We start from the raw sequence: 19,721 nt of genomic DNA, 5'->3' as shown, positions 1-19,721 counted from the left end.
GGGGACACGACTCGACCGGGGTCGAGGTGGGAGGGCCGGTGGGTCGGCACTAATGTGAGGCCCATGACAAGACAGGAGATCCGCACGCCCGACGGCACCAAACTGGGCAGCGGACTGAAAACGCGGCATCTGACCATGATGGGCCTCGGCTCCGCCATCGGCGCGGGCCTGTTCCTGGGCACGGGCGTGGGTATCCGAGCCGCGGGCCCCGCCGTCCTGCTCGCCTACCTCGCCGCCGGCGTGATCGTGGTGCTGGTCATGCAGATGCTCGGCGAGATGGCCTCCGCGCGCCCCTCCTCGGGCTCCTTCGCGGCCTACGGCCGGCAGGCCTTCGGGCACTGGGCCGGCTTCACCCTCGGCTGGCTGTACTGGTTCATGCTCGTGATGGTCATGGGTGCGGAGATGACCGGCGCGGCCGCGATCATGGGCTCGTGGTTCGGAATCGAGCCCTGGATCCCGGCGCTGGTGGCCGTGGTGTTCTTCGCCGTCGTCAACTTCGCACGCGTCCGCGGCTTCGGTGAGTTCGAGTTCTGGTTCGCCTTCATCAAGGTCGCCGTGATCATCGGCTTCCTCATCGTCGGCGTGGCGCTGATCTTCGGCCTTCTGCCGGGCAGCAGCTTCGTAGGCACCTCCAACTTCCTCGGCGACGGTTTCATGCCCAACGGCATCGCCGGTGTCGCCGCGGGCCTGCTCGCCGTGGCGTTCGCCTTCGGCGGCATCGAGATTGTCACCATCGCCGCCGCCGAGTCCGAGAACCCGTCCTCGGCGATCGCCACCGCCGTGCGCTCGGTCATCTGGCGCATCCTGCTCTTCTATGTGGGTTCGGTGCTGATCATCACCTTCCTGCTGCCCTACGGGCAGATCGACAACGCCGAGACCGCCGCCGAGTCGCCGTTCACGCTCGTCCTGGCCATGGCGAACGTCCCGGGCGTGGTCGGCTTCATGGAGGTCATCATCGTCCTGGCCCTGCTCTCGGCGTTCAACGCCCAGATCTACGCCACCTCCCGTCTGTGCTTCTCCCTGGCCGGACAGGGCGACGCCCCGAAGATCTTCCGCCGACTCAACAAGGAGAACGTGCCGGTCAACGCGGTCATCCTCTCCATGGTCTTCGCCTTCGTCTCCGTCGGCCTGCAGTACTGGAACCCGGAGGGGCTGCTCGACTTCCTGCTCAACGCCGTCGGTGGCTGCCTCATCGTCATCTGGATCATGACCGTGGCCAGTTATCTCAGGCTCCACCCCCGGCTCGTGGCCAACGGGGAGATCTCCACCGTGCGCATGTGGGGCTGGCCGTGGCTGCCGTGGGTGACCATGGCCGCCCTGTGGGGCCTGGTCGTGCTCATGCTCTTCGACACGGGAGCACGCGGCCAGATCCTCTCGGTGGTGGTCGTCGTCGCGGTCCTGGTGATCCTGTCCTTCTTCACGAAAGCCAACCACCTTCGGGTAACCTCGCGGTCATGACTTCAGCCACAGCCCGCGGTCTCGCCACCGTCACACACGACGGAACCGTTCTCGACGTCTGGTTTCCCTCCCCCTCCCTGAACGAGGGCCCCGCCGAAACCGGCACCACCCGCTTCGAGGGTTCTGATATCCCCCAGCAGTTCCGTTCCCTCGTCGGCCCCGACGAGGACCGCGGGGTGGCACGCGTGGCGGTGCGCACGACGATCGGCTCACTGGACGACGCCCCCGTCGACGCCTACGACGTCTACCTGCGCCTGCACCTGCTCTCCCATCGGCTGGTCAAGCCGCACGGCCTCAACCTCGACGGCATCTTCGGCCTGCTGGCCAACGTCGTGTGGACCAACTACGGCCCGTGCGCCGTCGCCGACTTCCAGATGGTCCGGGGTCGCCTGGCCGGCCACGGCCCGGTGACCGTGGCCTCCGTGGACAAGTTCCCCCGCATGGTCGACTACGTCGTCCCGGCGGGCGTGCGGATCGGCGACGCCGACCGTGTGCGCCTGGGCGCCTACCTCGCCGAGGGCACGACCGTCATGCACGAGGGTTTCGTCAACTTCAACGCCGGCACGTTCGGTTCCTCCATGGTCGAGGGTCGCATCTCCGCGGGTGTGACCGTCGGCGACGGCACCGACATCGGTGGCGGCGCCTCCGTCATGGGCACCCTCTCCGGCGGCGGCAGGGAGGTCATCTCCGTCGGTGAACGCTGCCTGCTCGGCGCGAACTCCGGTGTGGGCATCTCCCTGGGCGACGACTGCGTCGTCGAGGCCGGCCTCTATGTCACCGCCGGCACCAAGGTCACCGTCTTCGACACCGTGGCCGAAGCCGCGGGCGTCCCTTCCGGGGTCTCCGTGAAGGCCTCCGTCCTCTCCGGCGGCAACGGCATCCTCTTCCGCCGCAACTCCGTCTCCGGCGCGGTGGAGGCCACCCCGTGGAGGAACAGTTCCGTGGAGCTCAACGCGCAGCTGCACAGCAACTGAGCCTGACCACCGGGTCCGCCGGGGCGGGTGCCGCCCCCGCTGACGCCCGGCTCACCACCACAGAGTCGAAAACACCACGTCGAAAGGGGATCTGCTTTCGACCTGATTGGTTGAGAGCAGATCCCCTTTCGACGACGTGATCTCGACGGAGCGCCGTGGCCGCGGGCGGCTCCGGGCCTACGACCCGCTCAGCTGAGCCTCGAGTTCGCGCACCCGCTTACGCAGGTCGCGGGTTTCCTCCCACCGCTTGCTGACGTCCCGCATCACCGCGGCGATACCCTCGATCCGGCCCTCGTCGTCCTTGAGCATCGTGATGGAGAATTCCAGCGAGACCCGCGTGCCGTCGGCCCTGATTCCGGGCACGGACAGGGGATCGGCGCCGTACCTGGTTTCACCGCTGTCCATCACCCGCTCCCACCCGGTCCAGTGCGCCCTGCGGTGCTTCTCGGGGATGATCAGGTCCAGCGACTCACCGAGGGCGTCCTCGGGCGAGTGCCCGAAGATGCTCTCCGCCCCCGCGTTCCACAGCCGGATGGTGCCGGTCCGGTCGGCGTAGATCACCGCGTCGAGGGTGTCGGAGACGATTCTCGCCGCCGTCGTGTCGGAGAGCGCCCGGCCGCTCATCGCGTCTGTGCTGTCCTGTCCAGCCGTCATAATCCCGCCTTCGGTCGAAAAGTGTTTCCCCCGTTCATTCATACCCCACCCCCTGCGGGCGGGAGACCGATAAAGCGGATCCGTTCAGGTCCACACGCTCAACACCCCGGAACCGGGTGGTTCCGGGGTGTCGTGCTGTTTCAGTTGGGCGGTACAGCTAGCGGGACGGCTCCCCCAGGGCCACGGGCTCCTTCTCATCGACCACCACGACCTTCGGGCCGCGGAAGACCCAGAGCTTGTTGACCACGAAGTTCACGGGCATGGCCACCAGGATGGAGATCGCCGTGGCCCAGTAGAACTTGGTGCGCAGACCGGTGGAGTCGTCGAAGATCTCGGTCGGCAGCGCGATCGGGGAGGTCGGGTTCATCAGCAGGGTCGCCACGATCTGACTGACGATGAACGCCCCGATGCCGGTGCACAGGAAGGGCACGTAGCCGCGCCACCAGCTGCGCTGCGTGTACCCGCGGAAGGTCCACATCCGGTTGAGCTGGTAGTTCCAGGTGTTGGCCACGAGGAAGGCGATGGCGAGGAAGACGTTGAACCAGCGCAGGTTGTATTCGGTGCCGAGGAGGTTGAGGAAGACGTCGTGCTCGGAGATCCCGGCTGTCCAGCCGGCGATCTTCTTCGACAGGAAACTGACGAACAGGTTGACGATCGTTCCGGAGCCGCCGACGATCCCGAACATCAGGAACTGGCGGAGGAACCCGGCCAGCTGGACCGATCCACCGCTGCGTTCAGAACTCACACGCTCTTCTTTCACTGTGACCATGATGATTAACTACCCCACCCTAGCCGGAAGGTCCCGCCCGCTCCTAAACACCCGGTGTTCCCCGGTGAGGGGATCCGTGAAGGAGACACCCGTCGCGAGCAGGTGCAGAGGGGACGAGAAGTCATACAGCGGCAGACCCCGGTCGACCGGGTAGGTGTCGTCGCCCACGATCGGCGTGCCCAGGTGGTTGAGCACCACCCGCAGCTGGTGGGTGTGCCCCGTCAGCGGAGCGAGCTCGAGCACGTCGTCGCCCACCCGCCGCGCCGCGGTCTCGGTGCGGGTGCCGTGGTCGTCGACAAGCACCTGGCGCCGCCCCGCCTCCTTGCGCATGCGCAGACGCACGAACTCGAAGGAGCGCCCCACCGTCGGCTCCCCCACCACCCGCGCACGGTAGGTCTTGCGCACCGCCCGGTCCTGGAAGAGTTGCTGGTAGGCACCGCGGGTCCCGCGGCGCCGTGAGCAGATCAATACCCCGGCGGTCAACCGGTCGAGTCGGTGCAGCGGGACGATGTCGTCCTCGTCGAACTGCACGCGCAGGCGGGTCTGGACGGTCTCGCGGATGATGCGGCCGTTGGTCGTCGAGGGTAGGAAATGGGGCTTGTCCACGACGATGAGGTCGGCGTCCTCGTGGAGCACCTCGTGGGTGTACGGGATGACAGGTTCCGGCGGCACCACGGGATGGAACCAGGCGGGCACCGGTTTGGCCAGCACCGTGCCGGGAGCGAGCCGCTCCCCGACCGTGAACGGCGAGTCCCCGGCCTCGCCGGCGACGTACCCGGGGAAATCAGGTACCCGCCCGGACAGCATCACCTTCTGCGGGGAGATGCCGTCGCGGGCGGGCAACGGCGGCCGTGACGCGGAAGCCACGCCGCGGCTCAGGCGGACAGCCGTGCCACGGCGGCGTCGACACGTTCGTCGGTGCCGGTCAACGACATGCGGATGTGCTCCTTCCCGCGTGGGCCGTAGAAATCGCCGGGGGCGACGAGGATGCCGCGCTCGGCGAACCAGTCGACGGTCGCACGCCCGTCCTCGCCACGGGTGGCCCACAGGTAGAGGCCGGCCTCGGAGTCGTCGACGGTGAAACCCGCACCGATGAGTGCGGCGAGGAGCTTCGCGCGGCGGACGGCGTAGCGCAGCTTCTGGGCGGTCTCCTGGTCATCGTCCTCGAGGGCGGCGACCATGGCGGCCTGGATCGGCCCCGGCACCATGAGCCCGGCGTGCTTGCGCACCGCCAGCAGCTCGGCGATCAGGGCGTTGTCGCCCGCGAGATAACCGGCCCGGTAGCTGGCCAGGTTGGAGGACTTGGACAGCGAGTGGATGGCGATCAGGCCGGTGTGGTCGCCGTCGCACACCCGCGGATCGAGGATGGAGACCGGCTCCTTGTCGTCCTCCCAGCCCAGGCCGAGGTAGCACTCGTCGGAGACCAGGATGACGCCGCGGTCGCGCGCCCAGCCCACGACCTTGCGCAGGTGCTCGACGCCGAGGACCTTCCCCGTCGGATTCGACGGGGAGTTGATGAACATCAGGTCCGGGGTGGCCGGACCGATCTTCAGCAGCGAGTCGGCGCGCAGCGGCGTGCAGCCGGCGAGCAGCGCGCCCACCTCGTAGGTGGGGTAGGCGACCTCCGGGATGACGACCGTGCCGCCGCGGATGCCCAGCAGAGTGGGCAACCAGGCGATGGCCTCCTTCGTACCGATGACCGGCAGGACGGCCCCGGGTGTCAGTCCGGTCATGCCGTGGCGGCGGCCCAGGGCGTCGGCGATGGCCTCGCGCAGGCGGGGCGTGCCCGTGGTCTGCGGGTAGCCCGGTGCCGCAGCGGCCTCGGCCAGCGCGAGCTGGATGCCCGGGGCCACCGGGTCGACGGGGGTGCCGACGGACAGATCCACGATGCCGTCAGGATGTGCCGCGGCCTTCGCCTTCGCCTCCGAGAGCGTGTCCCAGGGGAAGTCGGGCAGAGCGGCACCGAGGGGCGTACGGGTCATGCTAATCCTGGTTCTGGGGCGGGAGAGCGGAAACGAACGGGTGGTCGAAGTCCTGGGGGCCGAGTTTCGCGGCACCGCCCGGGGAGCCGAGGTCGTCGAAGAAACCGACGTTGGCGTCGTAGTATTCCTGCCACTCGTCCGGGGTGTCGTCCTCGTAGAAGATCGCCTCGACCGGGCAGGCCGGCTCGCAGGCGCCGCAGTCGACGCACTCGTCGGGGTGGATGTAGAGCATGCGCTTGCCCTCGTAGATGCAGTCGACCGGGCACTCCTCCACGCAGGAACGGTCGAGCACGTCAACGCAGGGCTGGGCGATTACATAGGTCATCAGATATCGAATACTCCTGTTTGCACGGAAAACACAGGTGGGCGGCCTGGTCGTGAGTCTCCAGTATGTCACTTCCCGTTGCCCAGAGGCCACACGCCTCCGGTTATCCCGGCCACGAACAACAGCACGGCGCGGATGTTCGAGCCGACGAGCTGGTCACCCGTGACCCCGACGGCGAACGCCAGAATCAGGTAGCCTGCCACCCACACGTAAACGGGGATCGCGGCCACCCACGGGTTCGGGGTCCACAACTTCGCGGTCCTGGTCAGGACCATCGTGAAGAAGAAGGCGAGGACAATCGTGTACGGGAAGGCGATCCGGGTCCCGCCGGGCAGGGTCAGCCAGGTGCCGAGGTAGACGATCTCCAGCAGCACCGACAGCAGTGCACCGAGCGAGAGCCACACCAGACCCGCCACGGCCTCGCCGCGGCTGAAGTCGGTGCGAATAAAACTCCGGGTCTTCTCCCCCACGTCACCTACCCCCGCACGATTCCGTCGAGGACGCCGGTGGCGGTCGGTGGCAGCGGGACCCCGGCCGCGAACTGGAAGTGCTCGCGGCGCAGCAGCGGCTGCGCGATGAGGTTGGACAGCGCCCACACGGCGGGCACGAGATCGGGATCGGACACCGACGCCCGCGCGGCCTCCGGGTTGGTGTCGGTCACGGTGCCGTCGGCGAACCAGATCTGCGTCGCGTGGGCCCGCATCGCCTCCCGCTTGGCGGCGAAGGCGTGGTCGTCCAGGTCGAGAGCGAGATCGGCCCGGTCGACGGAGGCGAGCTCGCCGTCCCCGGCGGGGCGCCAACCGGCGGGAATCGTCCCGATCGCCGCCAGGCCGGCCTCGAGTTCGTCGCGCGGGGTCACCGTCCACAGGATGCGCGGGATGCGGTGTTCCGCGTCGATGCGCTGGGCGGCGGCGTGGGTGATCTCGTGCGCGCGGATGTGGTCGGGGTGGCCGTAGCCGCCGTGGGGATCGTAGGTGATCACCAGGTGCGGGCGCAGCCGGCCGAAGATCCCGGCCAGCTCGTCGACCGCCCGCTCACCCGAGTTGACGAAGGCGCGCGGGTTGGCGTGCGCCGGGGAACCGGCCATGCCGGAGTCGCGGTACCGGCCGGCCCCGCCGAGGTGGATGCCGCGCACGCCGAGGTGGTCGAGCGCGGCGCGCAGCTCGAGGACACGGAAACCGCCGAGCTGGTCGGCCCCGCCGTCAGCGGCGAGACCGGCGTAGGTCTCACCGATGACCTCCCCCTCCTCCCCGAGGGTGCAGGTGATCACGGTGACGTCGGCGCCGCGGGCGGCCAGGTCCGCCAGGACCCCGCCGGTGGTGATCGACTCGTCGTCGGGGTGGGCGTGAACAGCGGCGACGCGGTAGCCGATGAGGTCACGGTCACGGGTGCTCATAGTGTCCTCCAGGTCGCGACCGTCGGGATGCCGGCGGTCCAGTTGTCCAGGTCAGGGTCGGGCCCCACGATACCCTCCCCCAGCACGAGGACCCGCCGGTCCCCCAGCAGCGGGATCACCAGGTGCTCGGCGGCGTTGAGTTCCTCGACGACACCCGCCGCGGTCGCGGGGTCGATGGTCCCGGCGACGATGGCGCGCACCAGTTCGTCGGTCTCCGGGGTGCAGTAGCCGGAGAGGTTGCCCGCCCGCGGCGCCCCGGGGACGGGCGGACACAGGTAGCTGCTGGCCAGGTCAAGGCCCGAGCCATCGGTGTGGTCCCACGCGATCACGGCGTCGACCTCGCCGGCGGGCAGCAGTTCCCCGGTGATCTCCCCCAGGTCCGTGGAGACGATCTCGGCGGCCACGCCCCACTGGGAGAGCAGGTCGACGAGGGAACGGACGGCCGCCGAGGCGGTGACGTCGGTGGGATCCGCCGCCAGGCGCAGCGGCCGGTCGGCGGTCAGTTGCTGCAGCAGCTCGGGCGGCGGAGCGTTCTCCCCGCGCGCGGGCTGGTGCTCGGGTACGGGCAGCTGGGAGCTGCGGCCGGCGGCCAACCGGGCGATCAGCGGGACGTCGATGAGCGAGTGCAGCTCGGCGCGCGCCGCGACGTCGCCGAGCAGCGGGGAGGTCGCCGACAGGGTCAGCTGCAGCTCGCGTGGCTGGTCGACGGTGCGCACCTGCGTGTCGGTCATCAGCGAGTATGCGGCGACGGAGGTCTCCGTCGGGGTGGCGGCGAGGAAATCGATCTGTCCGCTGCGCATCTGGTCGGTGCCCTGCATGTCGTCGCGGATCGCGCGGAAGATCACGCGGTCGGTCTCCGCGGGGTCCTCGCCCCAGAACCGGTCGTTGCGGTTGAGTGCGATGACGCCGCGGGCGCGGTCCACCGTGTGCACCATGTAGCGCCCGCCGGAGGCGGGGATGTCATTGAGCAGGGCTTCGGCGAAGTCCTCGGCGCCCGGCTGGAACAGGTGGCTGGGCAGCAGGTGGGTGAACAGGCTGCGCCACTCGGCCACGGGGCGGGCGAAGTCGACGTCGACGGTGCGTCCCGCGGAGGACACGCGCACGTCGGCGATGGCCTGGTAGCCGGCCGGATCAACGACGCCGGGGGTGTTGACCATGCCCTGCCACAGGTACCGGAAGTCCGAGCCGGTGATCGGGGTGCCGTCCGACCACTGGGCGGACGGGGAGATGACGTAGCGGACGGTCTGGGCGATCTCCGGGCTCGGCGGCTCGACCTCACCGGCGGACTCGAGGACGTCGGTGTCCATCTCCCCGTCCCGGAACGCGCTCGGCAGGACCAGGGAGGCCAGCGCCCGGACGAAGGCGGAGTCGTCGGCGATCAGGTGCGGGTTCATCCCGTTGCGCAGCGGATCGACGCCGATGTTGATCACGGCCTCCGCCCGCGACGGCGGGGTCGTCGTGGTCGGGGTGGTCGCGGTCGTCTCCGCCGGGGGCTGCGTGGCGGTCTCCGTGGTGGGGGTCGCCTCCTCGACCGGCGGGGGCCCGGGATTCGCCGAGCAGGCGGCCAGCGCCGCGCACAGTGCGGTGGCCAGCAGCCCCACGGTGGCGGGCCGGGCGACGGCGGGGTTCTGACGGCTGCGGCGTCCTCGGGTTCTCACACTGTGCAGTTCTACCAGTCCGGTGGCCCGACACTGAGCGCCACTCGCCCGACGGGGCCCGTGGTGGTCCTCACTGCGGATCCTCACCGGGGTCCGGGTGCCGGTCGGGGTCACGCCGTTCCACCACCCGGGCGGGCTCCCGCAGCGCACGTGCGGTGACGACCACCAGCAGACCGACGACGATGAGCAGGCCGAGAGCCCAGCGCAGATTCGTCACCGAGGACACCGCGCCGATGACCGGGCTGGTGGCCAGGAAACCCAGGCGCATCAGCCAGCTGACCACGGTCACCCCGGCACCCTCGCTGAGGCCCGGCAACCGGGCGGCGGCGACGAAGGCACTCGGGACCAGGGTGGCGCAGCCGAAACCGACCAGCGCCAGACCGACGTAGAGCGGGGCCGCCGCGGTCGCGGTGACCACCACGACGCCGCCGAGGGCGATGAACACACCCCCGGAGCGGGCCGCGGCCACCCTCCCGAAGCGCTGGATGAGCCAGTCGCCGCTGAACCGGCCCACCGTCTGGGCGGCGAGCACCACCGTGAAGGCCACCCCGGCGGTGCCCAGGGCCGTGCCCGCCAGCTCCACCGAGGCGATGCCGGCCCAGTTGCTGGCCACGTCCTCGACCACGGTGCCGGAGGTGGCCACCACCGCCACCGGCAGTGCGAGCACCAGCAGCCGACCCGGACCCGGCCCGCGGCGCCGGGTCCCACTGCCGCTGCCGTCACCGTCTGCGCCGGGGTCGGCGTCGGTGCCCTCCCCCACCGGGCCGGTCAACCAGGCCGCGAACACGACGAGTGCGGCGACGGCCAGCGCCACGGCGGACAGGTGGACGCGCACGTCCACCCCGCCGGCCGCGGCCGCGGTGCCCAGTGCTCCGCTGAGCACGGCCCCCAGGCTCCAGAAGGCGTGCATCGAGGACATCACGGAGATGCCCAGGCGGTCCTGGACGCGCACGGCGGCGACGTTCTGCGAGACGTCGATGACCGCGTCCAGCACGCCGACGGCCAGCAGGAGGACCGCCAGCATGAGGCCGGAAACCGACCAGCCGACGACGGCCACGAGGGCGGCGAGGACGGCCGTGCCGGTGACGACGACCATACGGGGGCCGAAACGGTTGACCGCCAGGCTGGGCAGCACCGTGGAGGCCAGCGACCCGGCGGCGAAGCAGGCGACGATGAGACCGAAGACGGCGTCCGACAACCCCCACTGCGCCTTGAAGGTGGGGTACCAGGGCAGGATCGACGAAAACGCAGCCCCGTTGGTCGCGAACATGAGCGCGACGCCAACGGGGCTGCGGAGTCGGGAGACAGCCATGCGGCCAGGCTACCCGCCGGAATTACTGGTTGCGCGCCTTCTCACGGGAACGGGCGCGGCCGCGCTCGGTGGCGTTGAGGACCAGCTTGCGCACGCGCAGCGTCTCCGGGGTGACCTCGACGCACTCGTCCTGGCCACAGAACTCCATGGCCTCGTCCAGGGACAGATTGCGGGCCTTGGCGAGGGTGACGGTGGCGTCCGCGCTGGCGGCACGCATGTTCGTCAGCTTCTTTTCCTTGGTGATGTTGATGTCCATGTCCTCGTCGCGGTTGTTCGCGCCGACGACCATGCCCTCGTAGGCCTCGGTGCCGGGCTCGACGAAGAAGTTGCCGCGGTCGGCGAGCTGGGTGAGGGCGTAGGCGGTGATCTGACCGGAGCGGTCGGCGACGAGCGAACCGGTGGGGCGGCCCTTGATCTCACCGGCCCACGGGCGGTGCTCGATGGCGAAGCTGTTGGCGATGCCGGTGCCGCGGGTCTCCGTCATGAAGGTGGTGCGGAAACCGATCAGACCGCGGGACGGCACGTCGAACTCCATGCGCACCCAGTCGCCGGCACCGGTGTCCATGGCGGTCATCTGGCCCTTGCGGGCGGCCATGAGCTGGGTGACGGCGCCCTGGTACTCGGAGGGGACGTCGATGATCATGTGGTCGTAGGGCTCATGGAGCTTGCCGTCGATGGTCTGGGTGACCACCTGCGGCTTGCCGACGGTCAGCTCGAAGCCCTCGCGGCGCATGGTCTCCACCAGCACGGACAGGGCCATCTCGCCGCGGCCCTGGACCTCCCAGGCATCGGGGCGCTCGGTGGGCAGCACGCGCAGGGAGACGTTGCCGATCAGCTCCTGGTCCAGGCGGGCCTTAACCATACGGGCGGTGAGCTTGTCGCCGCCGCCGCGGCCTGCCAGCGGCGAGGTGTTGACGCCGATGGTCATGGAGATGGCGGGCTCGTCCACGGTGATGCGCGGCAGGGCCACCGGGTTCTCCGGGTCGGCCAGGGTGTCGCCGATCATGATCTCGTCGATGCCGGAGATCGCGGCGATGTCGCCGGCGATGACCTCCTCGGCGGGCTGGCGCGACACACCGACGGTGCGCAGCAGCTCGCCGATCTTGACGGTCTTGGTGTGCTGGTTGCCCTCGTCGTCGTAGTGGATCCAGGCGACCTGCTGGCCCTTCTTCAGGGAACCGGCATGGATGCGGACCAGGCCGATGCGGCCGAGGAAGGACGAGGAGTCCAGGTTGGTCACGTGCGCCTGCAGCGGGGCGTCGATGGTGGCGGACGGCTCCGGCAGGACGTCGTAGAGCACGTCGAACAGCGGCTGGAGATCGTCGTTGGCCGGGACGTTGCCGTTGCCCGGGTTCTCGGTGGAGGCCTTGCCCTCACGGCCGGAGGTGTAGAGCACCGGCAGGTCGAGCAGGGTCTCGGCGGCCTCGGCGGCCTCCGGGTCGTCGAGGGAGGCGGCGAGCTCGAGGAGCAGGTCCTGGGACTCCTCGACGACCTCGTCGATGCGGGCGTCCGCACGGTCGGTCTTGTTGACGCAGATGATCACCGGCATCTTGGCGGCGAGCGCCTTGCTGAGGACGAAGCGGGTCTGCGGCAGCGGGCCCTCGGAGGCGTCGACGAGCAGGACGACGCCGTCGACCATGGACAGGGCACGCTCGACCTCACCACCGAAGTCGGCGTGGCCGGGGGTGTCGATGACGTTGATGATCAGGTCATTGCCGTCCTTGCCGAGGCCCTTGCGCCGGATGGCCGTGTTCTTGGCCAGGATGGTGATGCCCTTCTCCTTCTCCAGGTCACCGGAGTCCATCACCCGGTCGGCGACCTCGCCGTGGTCACCGAAGACGCCGGACTGCTCCAGCATGGCGTTGACGAGGGTGGTCTTGCCGTGGTCGACGTGGGCGACGATGGCAACGTTGCGGAACTCAGGATGGGTCACTAGCGGAGTACTCCTACTGGAAGAAAGGTGCGGCCTTGCCCTGCGGCAACCTGCCGCATCAAGGGCTCTGGCACCGGTGTCGGTGGCCGCGAGGATGAACGGCATACCATGCTACTCCCCACAGGCCTCCGATGCACCTTCAAACTCCACCGCCCGGGGCCCGGGCGCCGGAGCCGGTCACATCCGGCCGAGGGCGGCCCCGGCCCCCACGGGGATGACGCCCTATGAGTACGAGCCCCTCGTCCGGTGCGGCGTCGACGCCGCACTCGTTGGCGGGCGCCCCGGCCGCAGCCGCCGCAGGTCTCCCAGGGGCGTCGCAGATGGCGAAGAACTGCGCGGTGCCGTTGCCCCAGGCGACGGCACCGTCGGGACGCGGATCCATGAGGAAGATCCGGTCCGCGCCCCCACGTAGGCACAGCGGTTCCCAGGCCCGCCACGGATCGGTCGAATTCTGCAGGCCGACCTCGATTCCTCCCGACTGCGGCGGAGCCGCCACCAGAGTCCCGGGCGAAGGACTGGTCCCGTGGGCCCCGAGTCCCTCGCCGTCCGCAACCACATCCATCCGCCCGACCCGGTGGTGGCAGGTGTCGATGAAGGCAACGACGTCGCCGCTGTCGCCGCTGTCGCCGAGTGCCGGGGCGCCGCCGCCCCGGTGTGGACGTTGACGTGGTTGCGGTATCCCGCCAGCCCGGTCACCGTCACGGCCCGCACCACCCCTCCGCGCCCTGCCTGAATGTGATTCAACTCATGACCCGATCCCACGTCCACCGCCGACCGGCCCGTTGATCAGACACCTCGCCCGAGAGCGTTCGGATATTTTCCTGCCGCAATGTAACGTTTCGATTTCGTTCCACGACGAAGGGAATGACGACGTCCACGGGTTGACTGTCGTTTCCAAGTGAATATTGTGGTTCAAGAAACTAGTGTGAATTGTGTTACTGATGTGGCTCCGGAAATCCCTCCGGACCCCGACGTGGGAAGGCCTTCCGTGGTGATCACCCTCCGCCGTGCCGCTGTCGCACTCTGCGCAGCGCTGCTCACCTGCTCCGGGACCACTGCGGTGGCGAACGCGCAGGCCCTGCCGCTGCCGTCCTCCTCCCCGCTCGACGAGCTGGGCAGGCCGACGCAGCAGACCGCTGACCAGGTCCGGGCGTTCGCCGAGCAGCCCTGGCTGCCCGACGAGGTCTCCGGCGCCATCCTGTCGGCACTCGCGTTCTTCGCCGGGGACAACGGAGATGGCGGCCCCCCGCTGCCGGCCGACGCCCCGACCTTCACGCAGTTCTACTGGCCCACCGTCTCCGGCGACTGCATGGGAGAGGGTCTCAACTCCGTTGGATCCGCCCTCGCGGTACCCGGTCCGGCCGAGATCCCCGCCCCCGGCGCGGAGGCCGGTCAGACCACCTTCCTGTTCACCGCCCTGGGCACCTCACCTGCGGTGCAGCAGCAGGGTGGAATGCAGGTCCAGTGGTTCAACTTGAACACTCTGCGATCCGGAACCACGGAGCTGGCCAACCACGGGATCAACCCCGATGGCCCGGCCACGCTCTCCGGCACCGCGGACACGGGTGTCGGCACCGTCATCGCCGTCGTCTCGGGTGACGTCCACACCGAGGACAACACCTGTTCCTTCATTCCCACCGCCGCCATCATCGATGCGAGGTAACAGTGACTGCTGATCTGCACCCGGTCAAGGAGGAGACCTTCAACACCTCCGACCGCATCAACATCGACCCGAAGGGCTTCCTCCGCGAGGTCGACACCTACCAACTCACCGACTTCGGCCTCTACATGGCCCGCGGCGCCAATCACCCGCGCTTCGGCTACCTGGAGTCCTGGCTCCTGCCGGAGCTGGGCCTGCGCGCCAACATCTTCCACTTCCGCAACAGCGTGGACGAGCGGCAGGACTTCTACTTCGACATCGCCGACATCAACGTCGACGGCTGCGTGTGGTCCACCCGTGATCTCTACGTCGATCTGGTCTCCGTCACCGGTGAGCCGATCGACGTCCTCGACATCGACGAGCTCGCCGCCGCCACCTCCGCCGGCCTGATCACCGCCGAGGACGCCGAGCGCGCCATCGACGCCACCCTGGCCGCCGTGGAGGGCATCACCCGCCACGACGACGATCCGATGGAGTGGTTGCGCGCCCTCGGCATCGAACTGACCTGGGCCGACAACGTGGAGCTGGTTCCGGCAGAATAGTGCCATGACCGCAACCATCTACCACAACCCCCGCTGCTCGACCTCCCGCCGGACCCTCGACCGCCTGCGCGCGGCAGGGGTGGAGCCGGAGATCGTGAAGTACCTGGACACTCCCCCGGATGCCGAACAGCTCCGCAGGCTCATCACCGCCGCCGGCCTGTCCGTCCACGACGCCGTGCGCACCAAGGAGCCCGAGTACCGGGAGCTGGGCCTGTCCCCCGACATCCCCGATGAGGAGCTGCTGGCCGCGATGGTCGCCCACCCGCGCCTGATCCAGCGCCCCTTCGTGGTTACCGACAAGGGAGTGCGGATGGCCCGCCCCATCGAGGCCGTCGACGAGATTCTCTGACCGCGCGCCCGTCGACGCCTCAGTGGCCCCGGGCGTCGGCGGGCGGCGTCGCTTTCCCGCCCCCACACCGGGCTTACCCGAGGTCCGCCCCGTGCCGAGCTCGATGCCCAGACCGGGCACCGAGTCAATGAGATTGCGGGTGTACTCCTCGCGCGGGTTGGCGAAGATCTCGTCCGCCGTGCCCTGCTCGACCGCCCGGCCCTGCCGCATCACCACGACGTCATCGGCGGTCTGACGGACCACCGCGAGGTCGTGGGTGATGAACGGATAGGACAGCCCCAGTTCGTCCTGCAGTTCGGCCAGCAGCTCGATGATCTGGTTCTGGACCAGCACATCGAGGGCGGAGACCGCCTCGTCGAGGACGATCACGTCGGGTTCGAGCGCCAGGGCGCGGGCGATCGCGATGCGCTGGCGCTGGCCGCCGGACAGCTCGTTCGGATACCGGCATTCGGAGAAATTCAGGGAGAACAAAGGAGGATTGTTCTCCATTATCCGCCTCGAATTTGCCATGGGAATTGGCGGGAACAAACAGTCGGCCTTAAGGAAAGACGGCCCCCTATATCACATTCCGAGGAGCCCTGCCGAGCTTCCGCGGCAACTGGTCGTCTAGAACTTTAGGGTCATCTACCTCGCCAAATCTGAATCCGGTCTCCGTTCCACTCCACCACGGCCCCGGCAAGGGGTGATCCCCGAGCGGTGAAAAACGACAGGGAACAATGCCACCCCGAGAATCCATAAGAATTCTTTACTGCTTTGTACTGCGCGAATGAAGAAGGTGCTTGAAACCTCCCGGATTTTGGAGTTCCCTCATAGTAACAGGAAGCCGCCATAGCACAGCGGTCCCACTTCCTTTTCATGACCTTCATTTCGAACCACGCAGGTTCCGATGTCAGAGAGCAGGGAGTAGATGCCTACGGAGAACACCGCGACCGCCAAGGGTCCGCAGCAGGGCGCCACGGACGACCGCGCGCCTGCCCGGGAGTCGGGTTCAGCTACCCGGGAGCAGCTGGTCGACCTCGCGGAGCACGTCGTCGACGCCCACGGCCAGCAGGGCCGGATCAGGGTCAGCGGCGAAGGGGTCGCCGCGGCGGACGGCACTGTCGGTGAGCACGCGGTGCGGTCCGGGCGGCGGACCCCAGTTCTCCGGGGCGGCGGGGCCGAAGATGACCACGGAGGGCCGGGCGAAGGCGCTCGCCAGGTGGGCCGCCCCCGTGTCCGCCGAGACCACGAGGTCGGCGCCGGCGATCACCGCGAAGAACTCGGTCAGGCTGAGTTCCCCCGCGAGCACGGCCAGCCGCGCCCCGGACCGCCCGACGGAGGTGTCGACCTGCGTGGCCACCTCTACTGCGCGTTCACGCTCGCGCTGGTCACCGGTGAGCAGGACCCGCAGTCCCCGGCGCAGGAGGTCCTCGACGACGCGGGCGAAGCGCCCGACGGGCCAGTGTCGGCTGGCGTGGGCGGCACCGACGTGGACGACCGCCGAGCCGGCCCCGCCGCCGACGCCCACGACGTCGGTGTCCGGGGGCGGGAGCAGGTAGTCCAGCGGGTCCCCGGGCAGACCGTGGGCGTTGAGCAGGCGACTCCACCGCTCCCGCTCGTGGAGACCGTCGATCCATTCGGGTCCGTCCCAGCCGGGCGCCGCGTGGCCGATCCGGCGGCGGGCTTCCAGCGCCTCCAGTCGGCCGCGGCTCTGGACGCCGTTGCCGTGGAGGTTGACCGCGACGTCGACGGTGCCGGGCGCCAGGGCGAGCGGCTCGTCGAGGCCGCGGGGCGTGGGCAGGATTTCGTCGACCGCGCCGGTGAGTTCGACCAGCGGGCGCAGCCATCCGGCGCAGGCGAGGACGATGCGGTGGTCGGGGAAACCCGCGCGCAGGCCCCGCAGGGCCGGGACCGCGACGAGCAGGTCCCCGATCTTGAGCGCGCGCAATGCCAGTACTGTGGGTCGGTCCACCGCTTCCCTCTGCCTTCCGCCGTTCTGTTCGACCGTGACAATACTCTGGTCGTTGACGTGCCCTACAACGGGGATCCGGAACTCGTCGAGCCGATGCCCGGGGCCGCGGCCGCCCTCGACCTGATCCGCGCCCACGGCATCCCGGTCGGTGTGATCAGCAACCAGTCGGGCGTGGGCCGTGGCCTGATCACCCGGGAGCAGGTCGATGCCGTCAATGCCCGCGTCGCCGAGCTGCTGGGGCCTTTCGACGTCTGGGAGATCTGCCCGCACGTCGCCGCGGACGGCTGCAGCTGCCGCAAGCCGGAGCCGGGCATGCTGCGTTCGGCGGCCCGCCGGCTCGGGCTCGACCCCGGGCAGATGGTGTTCGTCGGCGACATCGGCGCGGACATGGGGGCCGCCCGGGCCGCCGGATGCCGGGGCATCCTGGTGCCCACGGCCATCACCCTCCGCGAGGAGGTCGCCGCCGCCGGGACCGTCGCCGCCGATCTGACCGGGGCCGTGCGCCTCGCACTCGGCCTGGCCGACTCGGACTCCGCCCCGGAACCGGCGCGGGCCACCACCGCGGCGGGAGGTGAGCGGTGATGAAGAAGGTTCTCGTGGCTCGTCTGGACAGTGTCGGTGACGTGCTGGTCACCGGCCCCGCCATCCGTGCGGTGGCCGCCCATCCGGAGGTCGGCGAGGTCACCCTGTTGTGCGGCCCCCAGGGGCGCGCGGCCGCCGAGCTGCTGCCCGGCCCGAGCGAGATCTTCACCTGGGCCAGTCCCTGGACCATCGTGCCCGCCCCGTCGGCGGACGCCGCCCACATCGAGACGTTGCGCGCCTTCGTCGCCGAGCGTGGCTTCGACGAGGCGGTCATCTTCACCTCCTTCCACCAGTCCCCGCTGCCGCTGGCGCTCGTGCTGCGCATGGCCGGGGTGCCGCGGATTTCCGGCGCCTCCGTGGATTTTCCCGGCTCGCTGCTCGACGTGCGGCTCAAACCGGGCGAGGACTTCCCCGAGGACCAACCCGAGGTCGAGCGCGCGCTCGGCATCGCCGAGGCGGCGGGGTACCCACTGCCCGCCGGTGACGACGGCCGCATGCGGGTCGCCGACCCCGCCGGTTCCTTCTTCGGATCCGCCGGGCACACCTTCGCAGAACAGACGGCGCCCTATGTGGTCGTCCATCCCGGCGCGGCCGTGCCCGCCCGGATGTGGCCGGCCGAACGCAGTGCCGCGGCCGTCGAACTGCTCGCCGAGCGCGGCCACACGGTCGTCGTCACGGGTGGCGCGGGCGAAAAGGAGTTGACCGCCTGGGTCGCCGGTGAGTCGGGCATCGACCTGGGCGGGGTGACCGATCTGCGCCAGACCGCCGAGGTGCTCTCCCGGGCGTCAGTCGTCGTCTCCGGCAACACCGGCCCGGCGCACCTGGCCGCGGCCGTCGGCACGCCGGTGGTCAGCCTGTTCTCCCCCGTCGTCCCGCCGATCCGCTGGGCGCCCTACGGAGTGCCGGTGGAGCTGCTCGGCGACCAGACGGCGGCGTGCCGGGGCACCCGGGCACGGGACTGCCCGGTGCCCGGCCACCCCTGCCTGTCCTCGGTCACGGCCGGGGAGGTCGCCGACGCCGTCGAGCGGCTGTGGCCCGATGACCGCCCCCGCCCCCGTCCCACCAACGAGAATTGAGGTTCACCAGTGAAGATTCTGCTCTGGCACGTGCACGGCTCCTGGACCGACGCCTTCGTCCACGGCTCCCACGAGTACCTGCTGCCCGCCCTGCCCGAGGGCGGGGCCTGGGGTCTGGGCCGGGCCGACCGCGACTGGCCGACCTCCGTGCGTGACATCCATCCGGACGCCCTGGCGGACGAGGACATCGACGTCGTGGTGCTCCAGCGCCCCGAGGAGCTCGCGGAGGCCGAGCGGCTGCTCGGCCGCCGCCCCGGCAGGGACATCCCGGCCGTCTACGTCGAGCACAACACCCCGCGCGGCGATGTGCCGAACACGGTCCACCCGCTGGCGGATCAGACGGAGATCCCGATCGCGCACGTCACCCACTTCAACGAGCTGCTGTGGGACAACGGCACCGCCCCGACGGTCGTCGTCGAGCACGGCATCCGCGATCCCGGCCACCGCTACACCGGGGAGCTGGGGAACCTGGCGGTGGTCACCAATGAGCCGGTCCGCCGCTGGCGGGTCACCGGCACCGACCTGCTGCCCGGCTTCGCCCAGGCCGGTCCGGTCGACGTGTTCGGCATGGGCACCGACGGACTGCACGACGCCACCGGGCTGACGCCGGATCAGCTGCGCGTCCACGGCGATCTCAAGCGCGATGAGCTGCACCGCGAGATGGCCCGGCGGCGCGTCTACCTCCACCCCATCCGGTGGACCTCGCTGGGCCTGGCCCTGCTGGAGGCCATGCACCTGGGCATGCCGGTCGTCGCGCTGGCCACCACCGAGGCCATCCGCGCGATTCCGCCGGAGACCGGCGTGATCTCCACACAGGTCACCGAACTCCACGAGGCCGCGGCCCGCCTGCTGGCCGACCCGGCGGAGGCCCGGGCCAAGGGCACCGCCGCCCGCGAGCACGTGCTCGCCCACTACGGGCTCGACCGGTTCCTGCGGGACTGGGACGCACTGCTCGACCAGGTGGCCGACGCTCCCGCCACCACCCCCGTGTCCGTGCCCGCAGGCAGGCGCCTCTGACCTGACACACCCCCTGCCGCCCCAACAGCCCGCGGCGCCGGCCATCCCCACCACCGAGGCCGGCGCCGCCGAAGAAAGAAGGA

Annotated in this window: 21 protein-coding genes and 1 pseudogene; 9 read left to right on the top strand and 13 right to left on the bottom strand. The window is 69.9% G+C overall.

Annotation, left to right across the window (positions count from 1 at the left end; all coding sequences use genetic code 11):
• Nucleotides 1–63: 63 nt before the first annotated feature.
• Both A605_RS05675 and dapD read left to right on the top strand, forming a co-directional pair.
• Complete coding sequence (locus A605_RS05675; RefSeq protein WP_015400547.1) at nucleotides 64–1,458, top strand: amino acid permease; 1,395 nt, start codon at nucleotides 64–66, stop codon at nucleotides 1,456–1,458.
• Nucleotides 1,455–2,432 carry a 2,3,4,5-tetrahydropyridine-2,6-dicarboxylate N-succinyltransferase gene (gene dapD, locus A605_RS05670; protein ID WP_015400546.1) on the top strand — a complete coding sequence of 326 codons (978 nt, stop codon included), beginning with the start codon at nucleotides 1,455–1,457 and terminating at the stop codon, nucleotides 2,430–2,432. Before A605_RS05675 ends, dapD begins: the two co-directional genes overlap by 4 nt.
• A 177-nt stretch (nucleotides 2,433–2,609) precedes the next feature.
• Here dapD and A605_RS05665 read toward each other — a convergent pair whose 3' ends face one another.
• From A605_RS05665 to A605_RS15265, 11 genes are all read right to left on the bottom strand, one after another.
• Nucleotides 2,610–3,086, bottom strand: a complete 477-nt coding sequence (locus A605_RS05665; protein ID WP_169331441.1) for a PAS domain-containing protein — start codon at nucleotides 3,084–3,086, stop codon at nucleotides 2,610–2,612.
• Nucleotides 3,087–3,243: 157 nt separating this feature from the next.
• Nucleotides 3,244–3,771 carry a GtrA family protein gene (locus A605_RS05660; RefSeq protein ID WP_244429027.1) on the bottom strand — a complete coding sequence of 176 codons (528 nt, stop codon included), beginning with the start codon at nucleotides 3,769–3,771 and terminating at the stop codon, nucleotides 3,244–3,246.
• Nucleotides 3,772–3,864: 93 nt separating this feature from the next.
• A complete protein-coding gene (locus A605_RS05655; protein ID WP_042440313.1) occupies nucleotides 3,865–4,662 on the bottom strand; it encodes a pseudouridine synthase in 798 nt (265 codons plus the stop codon).
• A gap of 68 nt (nucleotides 4,663–4,730) precedes the next feature.
• Nucleotides 4,731–5,837: a succinyldiaminopimelate transaminase gene (dapC, locus tag A605_RS05650; RefSeq protein ID WP_015400542.1), complete on the bottom strand. Its 1,107-nt coding sequence runs from the start codon at nucleotides 5,835–5,837 to the stop codon at nucleotides 4,731–4,733.
• 1 nt (nucleotide 5,838) lies between these two features.
• Nucleotides 5,839–6,162, bottom strand: coding sequence for a ferredoxin (fdxA, locus tag A605_RS05645; RefSeq protein ID WP_015400541.1), 324 nt, complete (start codon nucleotides 6,160–6,162; stop codon nucleotides 5,839–5,841).
• 68 nt (nucleotides 6,163–6,230) lie between these two features.
• A complete protein-coding gene (locus A605_RS05640) occupies nucleotides 6,231–6,632 on the bottom strand; it encodes a hypothetical protein (protein WP_015400540.1) in 402 nt (133 codons plus the stop codon).
• Between the two features lie 5 nt (nucleotides 6,633–6,637).
• The gene (gene mshB, locus A605_RS05635; protein ID WP_015400539.1) at nucleotides 6,638–7,558 is read right to left on the bottom strand and encodes an N-acetyl-1-D-myo-inositol-2-amino-2-deoxy-alpha-D-glucopyranoside deacetylase; all 921 of its coding nucleotides are present in this window, start codon (nucleotides 7,556–7,558) and stop codon (nucleotides 6,638–6,640) included.
• Nucleotides 7,555–9,216: an ABC transporter family substrate-binding protein gene (locus A605_RS05630; protein ID WP_244429009.1), complete on the bottom strand. Its 1,662-nt coding sequence runs from the start codon at nucleotides 9,214–9,216 to the stop codon at nucleotides 7,555–7,557. The genes mshB and A605_RS05630 overlap by 4 nt, the downstream gene beginning before the upstream one ends.
• A 70-nt stretch (nucleotides 9,217–9,286) precedes the next feature.
• Nucleotides 9,287–10,528, bottom strand: a complete 1,242-nt coding sequence (locus tag A605_RS05625; RefSeq protein WP_015400537.1) for an MFS transporter — start codon at nucleotides 10,526–10,528, stop codon at nucleotides 9,287–9,289.
• A gap of 22 nt (nucleotides 10,529–10,550) precedes the next feature.
• On the bottom strand, nucleotides 10,551–12,461 hold the full coding sequence (typA, locus tag A605_RS05620) for a translational GTPase TypA (protein WP_015400536.1): 1,911 nt from the start codon (nucleotides 12,459–12,461) through the stop codon (nucleotides 10,551–10,553).
• Between the two features lie 139 nt (nucleotides 12,462–12,600).
• The gene (locus A605_RS15265) at nucleotides 12,601–12,957 is read right to left on the bottom strand and encodes a hypothetical protein (RefSeq protein WP_149029388.1); all 357 of its coding nucleotides are present in this window, start codon (nucleotides 12,955–12,957) and stop codon (nucleotides 12,601–12,603) included.
• Nucleotides 12,958–12,984: 27 nt separating this feature from the next.
• On the opposite strand from A605_RS15265, the gene A605_RS05615 reads away from it, so the two are divergent.
• The 4 genes from A605_RS05615 (at nucleotide 12,985) to arsC (ending at nucleotide 15,012) form a co-directional block, all read left to right on the top strand.
• The gene (locus A605_RS05615) at nucleotides 12,985–13,194 is read left to right on the top strand and encodes a hypothetical protein (RefSeq protein ID WP_015400535.1); all 210 of its coding nucleotides are present in this window, start codon (nucleotides 12,985–12,987) and stop codon (nucleotides 13,192–13,194) included.
• A gap of 255 nt (nucleotides 13,195–13,449) precedes the next feature.
• Nucleotides 13,450–14,124, top strand: a complete 675-nt coding sequence (locus A605_RS05610) for an Rv1157c family protein (protein ID WP_015400534.1) — start codon at nucleotides 13,450–13,452, stop codon at nucleotides 14,122–14,124.
• A gap of 2 nt (nucleotides 14,125–14,126) precedes the next feature.
• Entirely contained in the window at nucleotides 14,127–14,663 is a 537-nt protein-coding gene (locus tag A605_RS05605; RefSeq protein ID WP_015400533.1) for a ribonuclease FAU-1 family protein, read from the top strand.
• 4 nt (nucleotides 14,664–14,667) lie between these two features.
• Complete coding sequence (gene arsC / locus A605_RS05600; RefSeq protein ID WP_027004349.1) at nucleotides 14,668–15,012, top strand: arsenate reductase (glutaredoxin); 345 nt, start codon at nucleotides 14,668–14,670, stop codon at nucleotides 15,010–15,012.
• Between the two features lie 87 nt (nucleotides 15,013–15,099).
• Here arsC and A605_RS14990 read toward each other — a convergent pair.
• Together A605_RS14990 and A605_RS15705 are read right to left on the bottom strand one after the other, a co-directional pair.
• Nucleotides 15,100–15,456: pseudogene (locus A605_RS14990) on the bottom strand (ATP-binding cassette domain-containing protein); the annotation flags it as partial.
• 544 nt (nucleotides 15,457–16,000) lie between these two features.
• Nucleotides 16,001–16,963 carry a glycosyltransferase family 9 protein gene (locus A605_RS15705; RefSeq protein ID WP_027004361.1) on the bottom strand — a complete coding sequence of 321 codons (963 nt, stop codon included), beginning with the start codon at nucleotides 16,961–16,963 and terminating at the stop codon, nucleotides 16,001–16,003.
• 57 nt (nucleotides 16,964–17,020) lie between these two features.
• Between A605_RS15705 and A605_RS15700 the strand changes: the two genes are divergently transcribed.
• Genes A605_RS15700 through A605_RS05580 form a run of 3 tightly spaced genes read left to right on the top strand, consistent with a single transcriptional unit; the run spans nucleotide 17,021 to nucleotide 19,638 of the window.
• Nucleotides 17,021–17,545: a D-glycero-alpha-D-manno-heptose-1,7-bisphosphate 7-phosphatase gene (locus A605_RS15700; protein WP_015400530.1), complete on the top strand. Its 525-nt coding sequence runs from the start codon at nucleotides 17,021–17,023 to the stop codon at nucleotides 17,543–17,545.
• On the top strand, nucleotides 17,545–18,621 hold the full coding sequence (locus A605_RS05585; RefSeq protein ID WP_015400529.1) for a glycosyltransferase family 9 protein: 1,077 nt from the start codon (nucleotides 17,545–17,547) through the stop codon (nucleotides 18,619–18,621). The genes A605_RS15700 and A605_RS05585 overlap by 1 nt, the downstream gene beginning before the upstream one ends.
• 9 nt (nucleotides 18,622–18,630) lie before the next feature.
• Nucleotides 18,631–19,638: a glycosyltransferase gene (locus A605_RS05580; protein ID WP_015400528.1), complete on the top strand. Its 1,008-nt coding sequence runs from the start codon at nucleotides 18,631–18,633 to the stop codon at nucleotides 19,636–19,638.
• Nucleotides 19,639–19,721: the final 83 nt, after the last annotated feature.

Origin of the sequence: Corynebacterium halotolerans YIM 70093 = DSM 44683, assembly GCF_000341345.1 — a bacterium.
In the GTDB taxonomy this organism is placed as follows: domain Bacteria; phylum Actinomycetota; class Actinomycetes; order Mycobacteriales; family Mycobacteriaceae; genus Corynebacterium; species Corynebacterium halotolerans.
The sequence above is the reverse complement of the archived record's forward strand: the minus strand, read 5'-3'. Positions and strand labels throughout refer to the sequence as shown.

Excerpts from the sequence above, each read along its gene's own strand:
- dapD (WP_015400546.1), top strand. The coding sequence starts at position 1,455 with ATGACTTCAGCCACAGCCCGCGGTCTCGCCACCGTCACACACGACGGA.
- A605_RS05585 (WP_015400529.1), top strand. The coding sequence starts at position 17,545 with ATGAAGAAGGTTCTCGTGGCTCGTCTGGACAGTGTCGGTGACGTGCTG.
- A605_RS05660 (WP_244429027.1), bottom strand. The coding sequence starts at position 3,771 with ATGTTCGGGATCGTCGGCGGCTCCGGAACGATCGTCAACCTGTTCGTC.
- arsC (WP_027004349.1), top strand. The coding sequence starts at position 14,668 with ATGACCGCAACCATCTACCACAACCCCCGCTGCTCGACCTCCCGCCGG.
- fdxA (WP_015400541.1), bottom strand. The coding sequence starts at position 6,162 with ATGACCTATGTAATCGCCCAGCCCTGCGTTGACGTGCTCGACCGTTCC.
- dapC (WP_015400542.1), bottom strand. The coding sequence starts at position 5,837 with ATGACCCGTACGCCCCTCGGTGCCGCTCTGCCCGACTTCCCCTGGGAC.
- A605_RS05655 (WP_042440313.1), bottom strand. The coding sequence starts at position 4,662 with ATGCTGTCCGGGCGGGTACCTGATTTCCCCGGGTACGTCGCCGGCGAG.
- A605_RS05665 (WP_169331441.1), bottom strand. The coding sequence starts at position 3,086 with ATGACGGCTGGACAGGACAGCACAGACGCGATGAGCGGCCGGGCGCTC.
- A605_RS05675 (WP_015400547.1), top strand. The coding sequence starts at position 64 with ATGACAAGACAGGAGATCCGCACGCCCGACGGCACCAAACTGGGCAGC.
- mshB (WP_015400539.1), bottom strand. The coding sequence starts at position 7,558 with ATGAGCACCCGTGACCGTGACCTCATCGGCTACCGCGTCGCCGCTGTT.
- A605_RS05625 (WP_015400537.1), bottom strand. The coding sequence starts at position 10,528 with ATGGCTGTCTCCCGACTCCGCAGCCCCGTTGGCGTCGCGCTCATGTTC.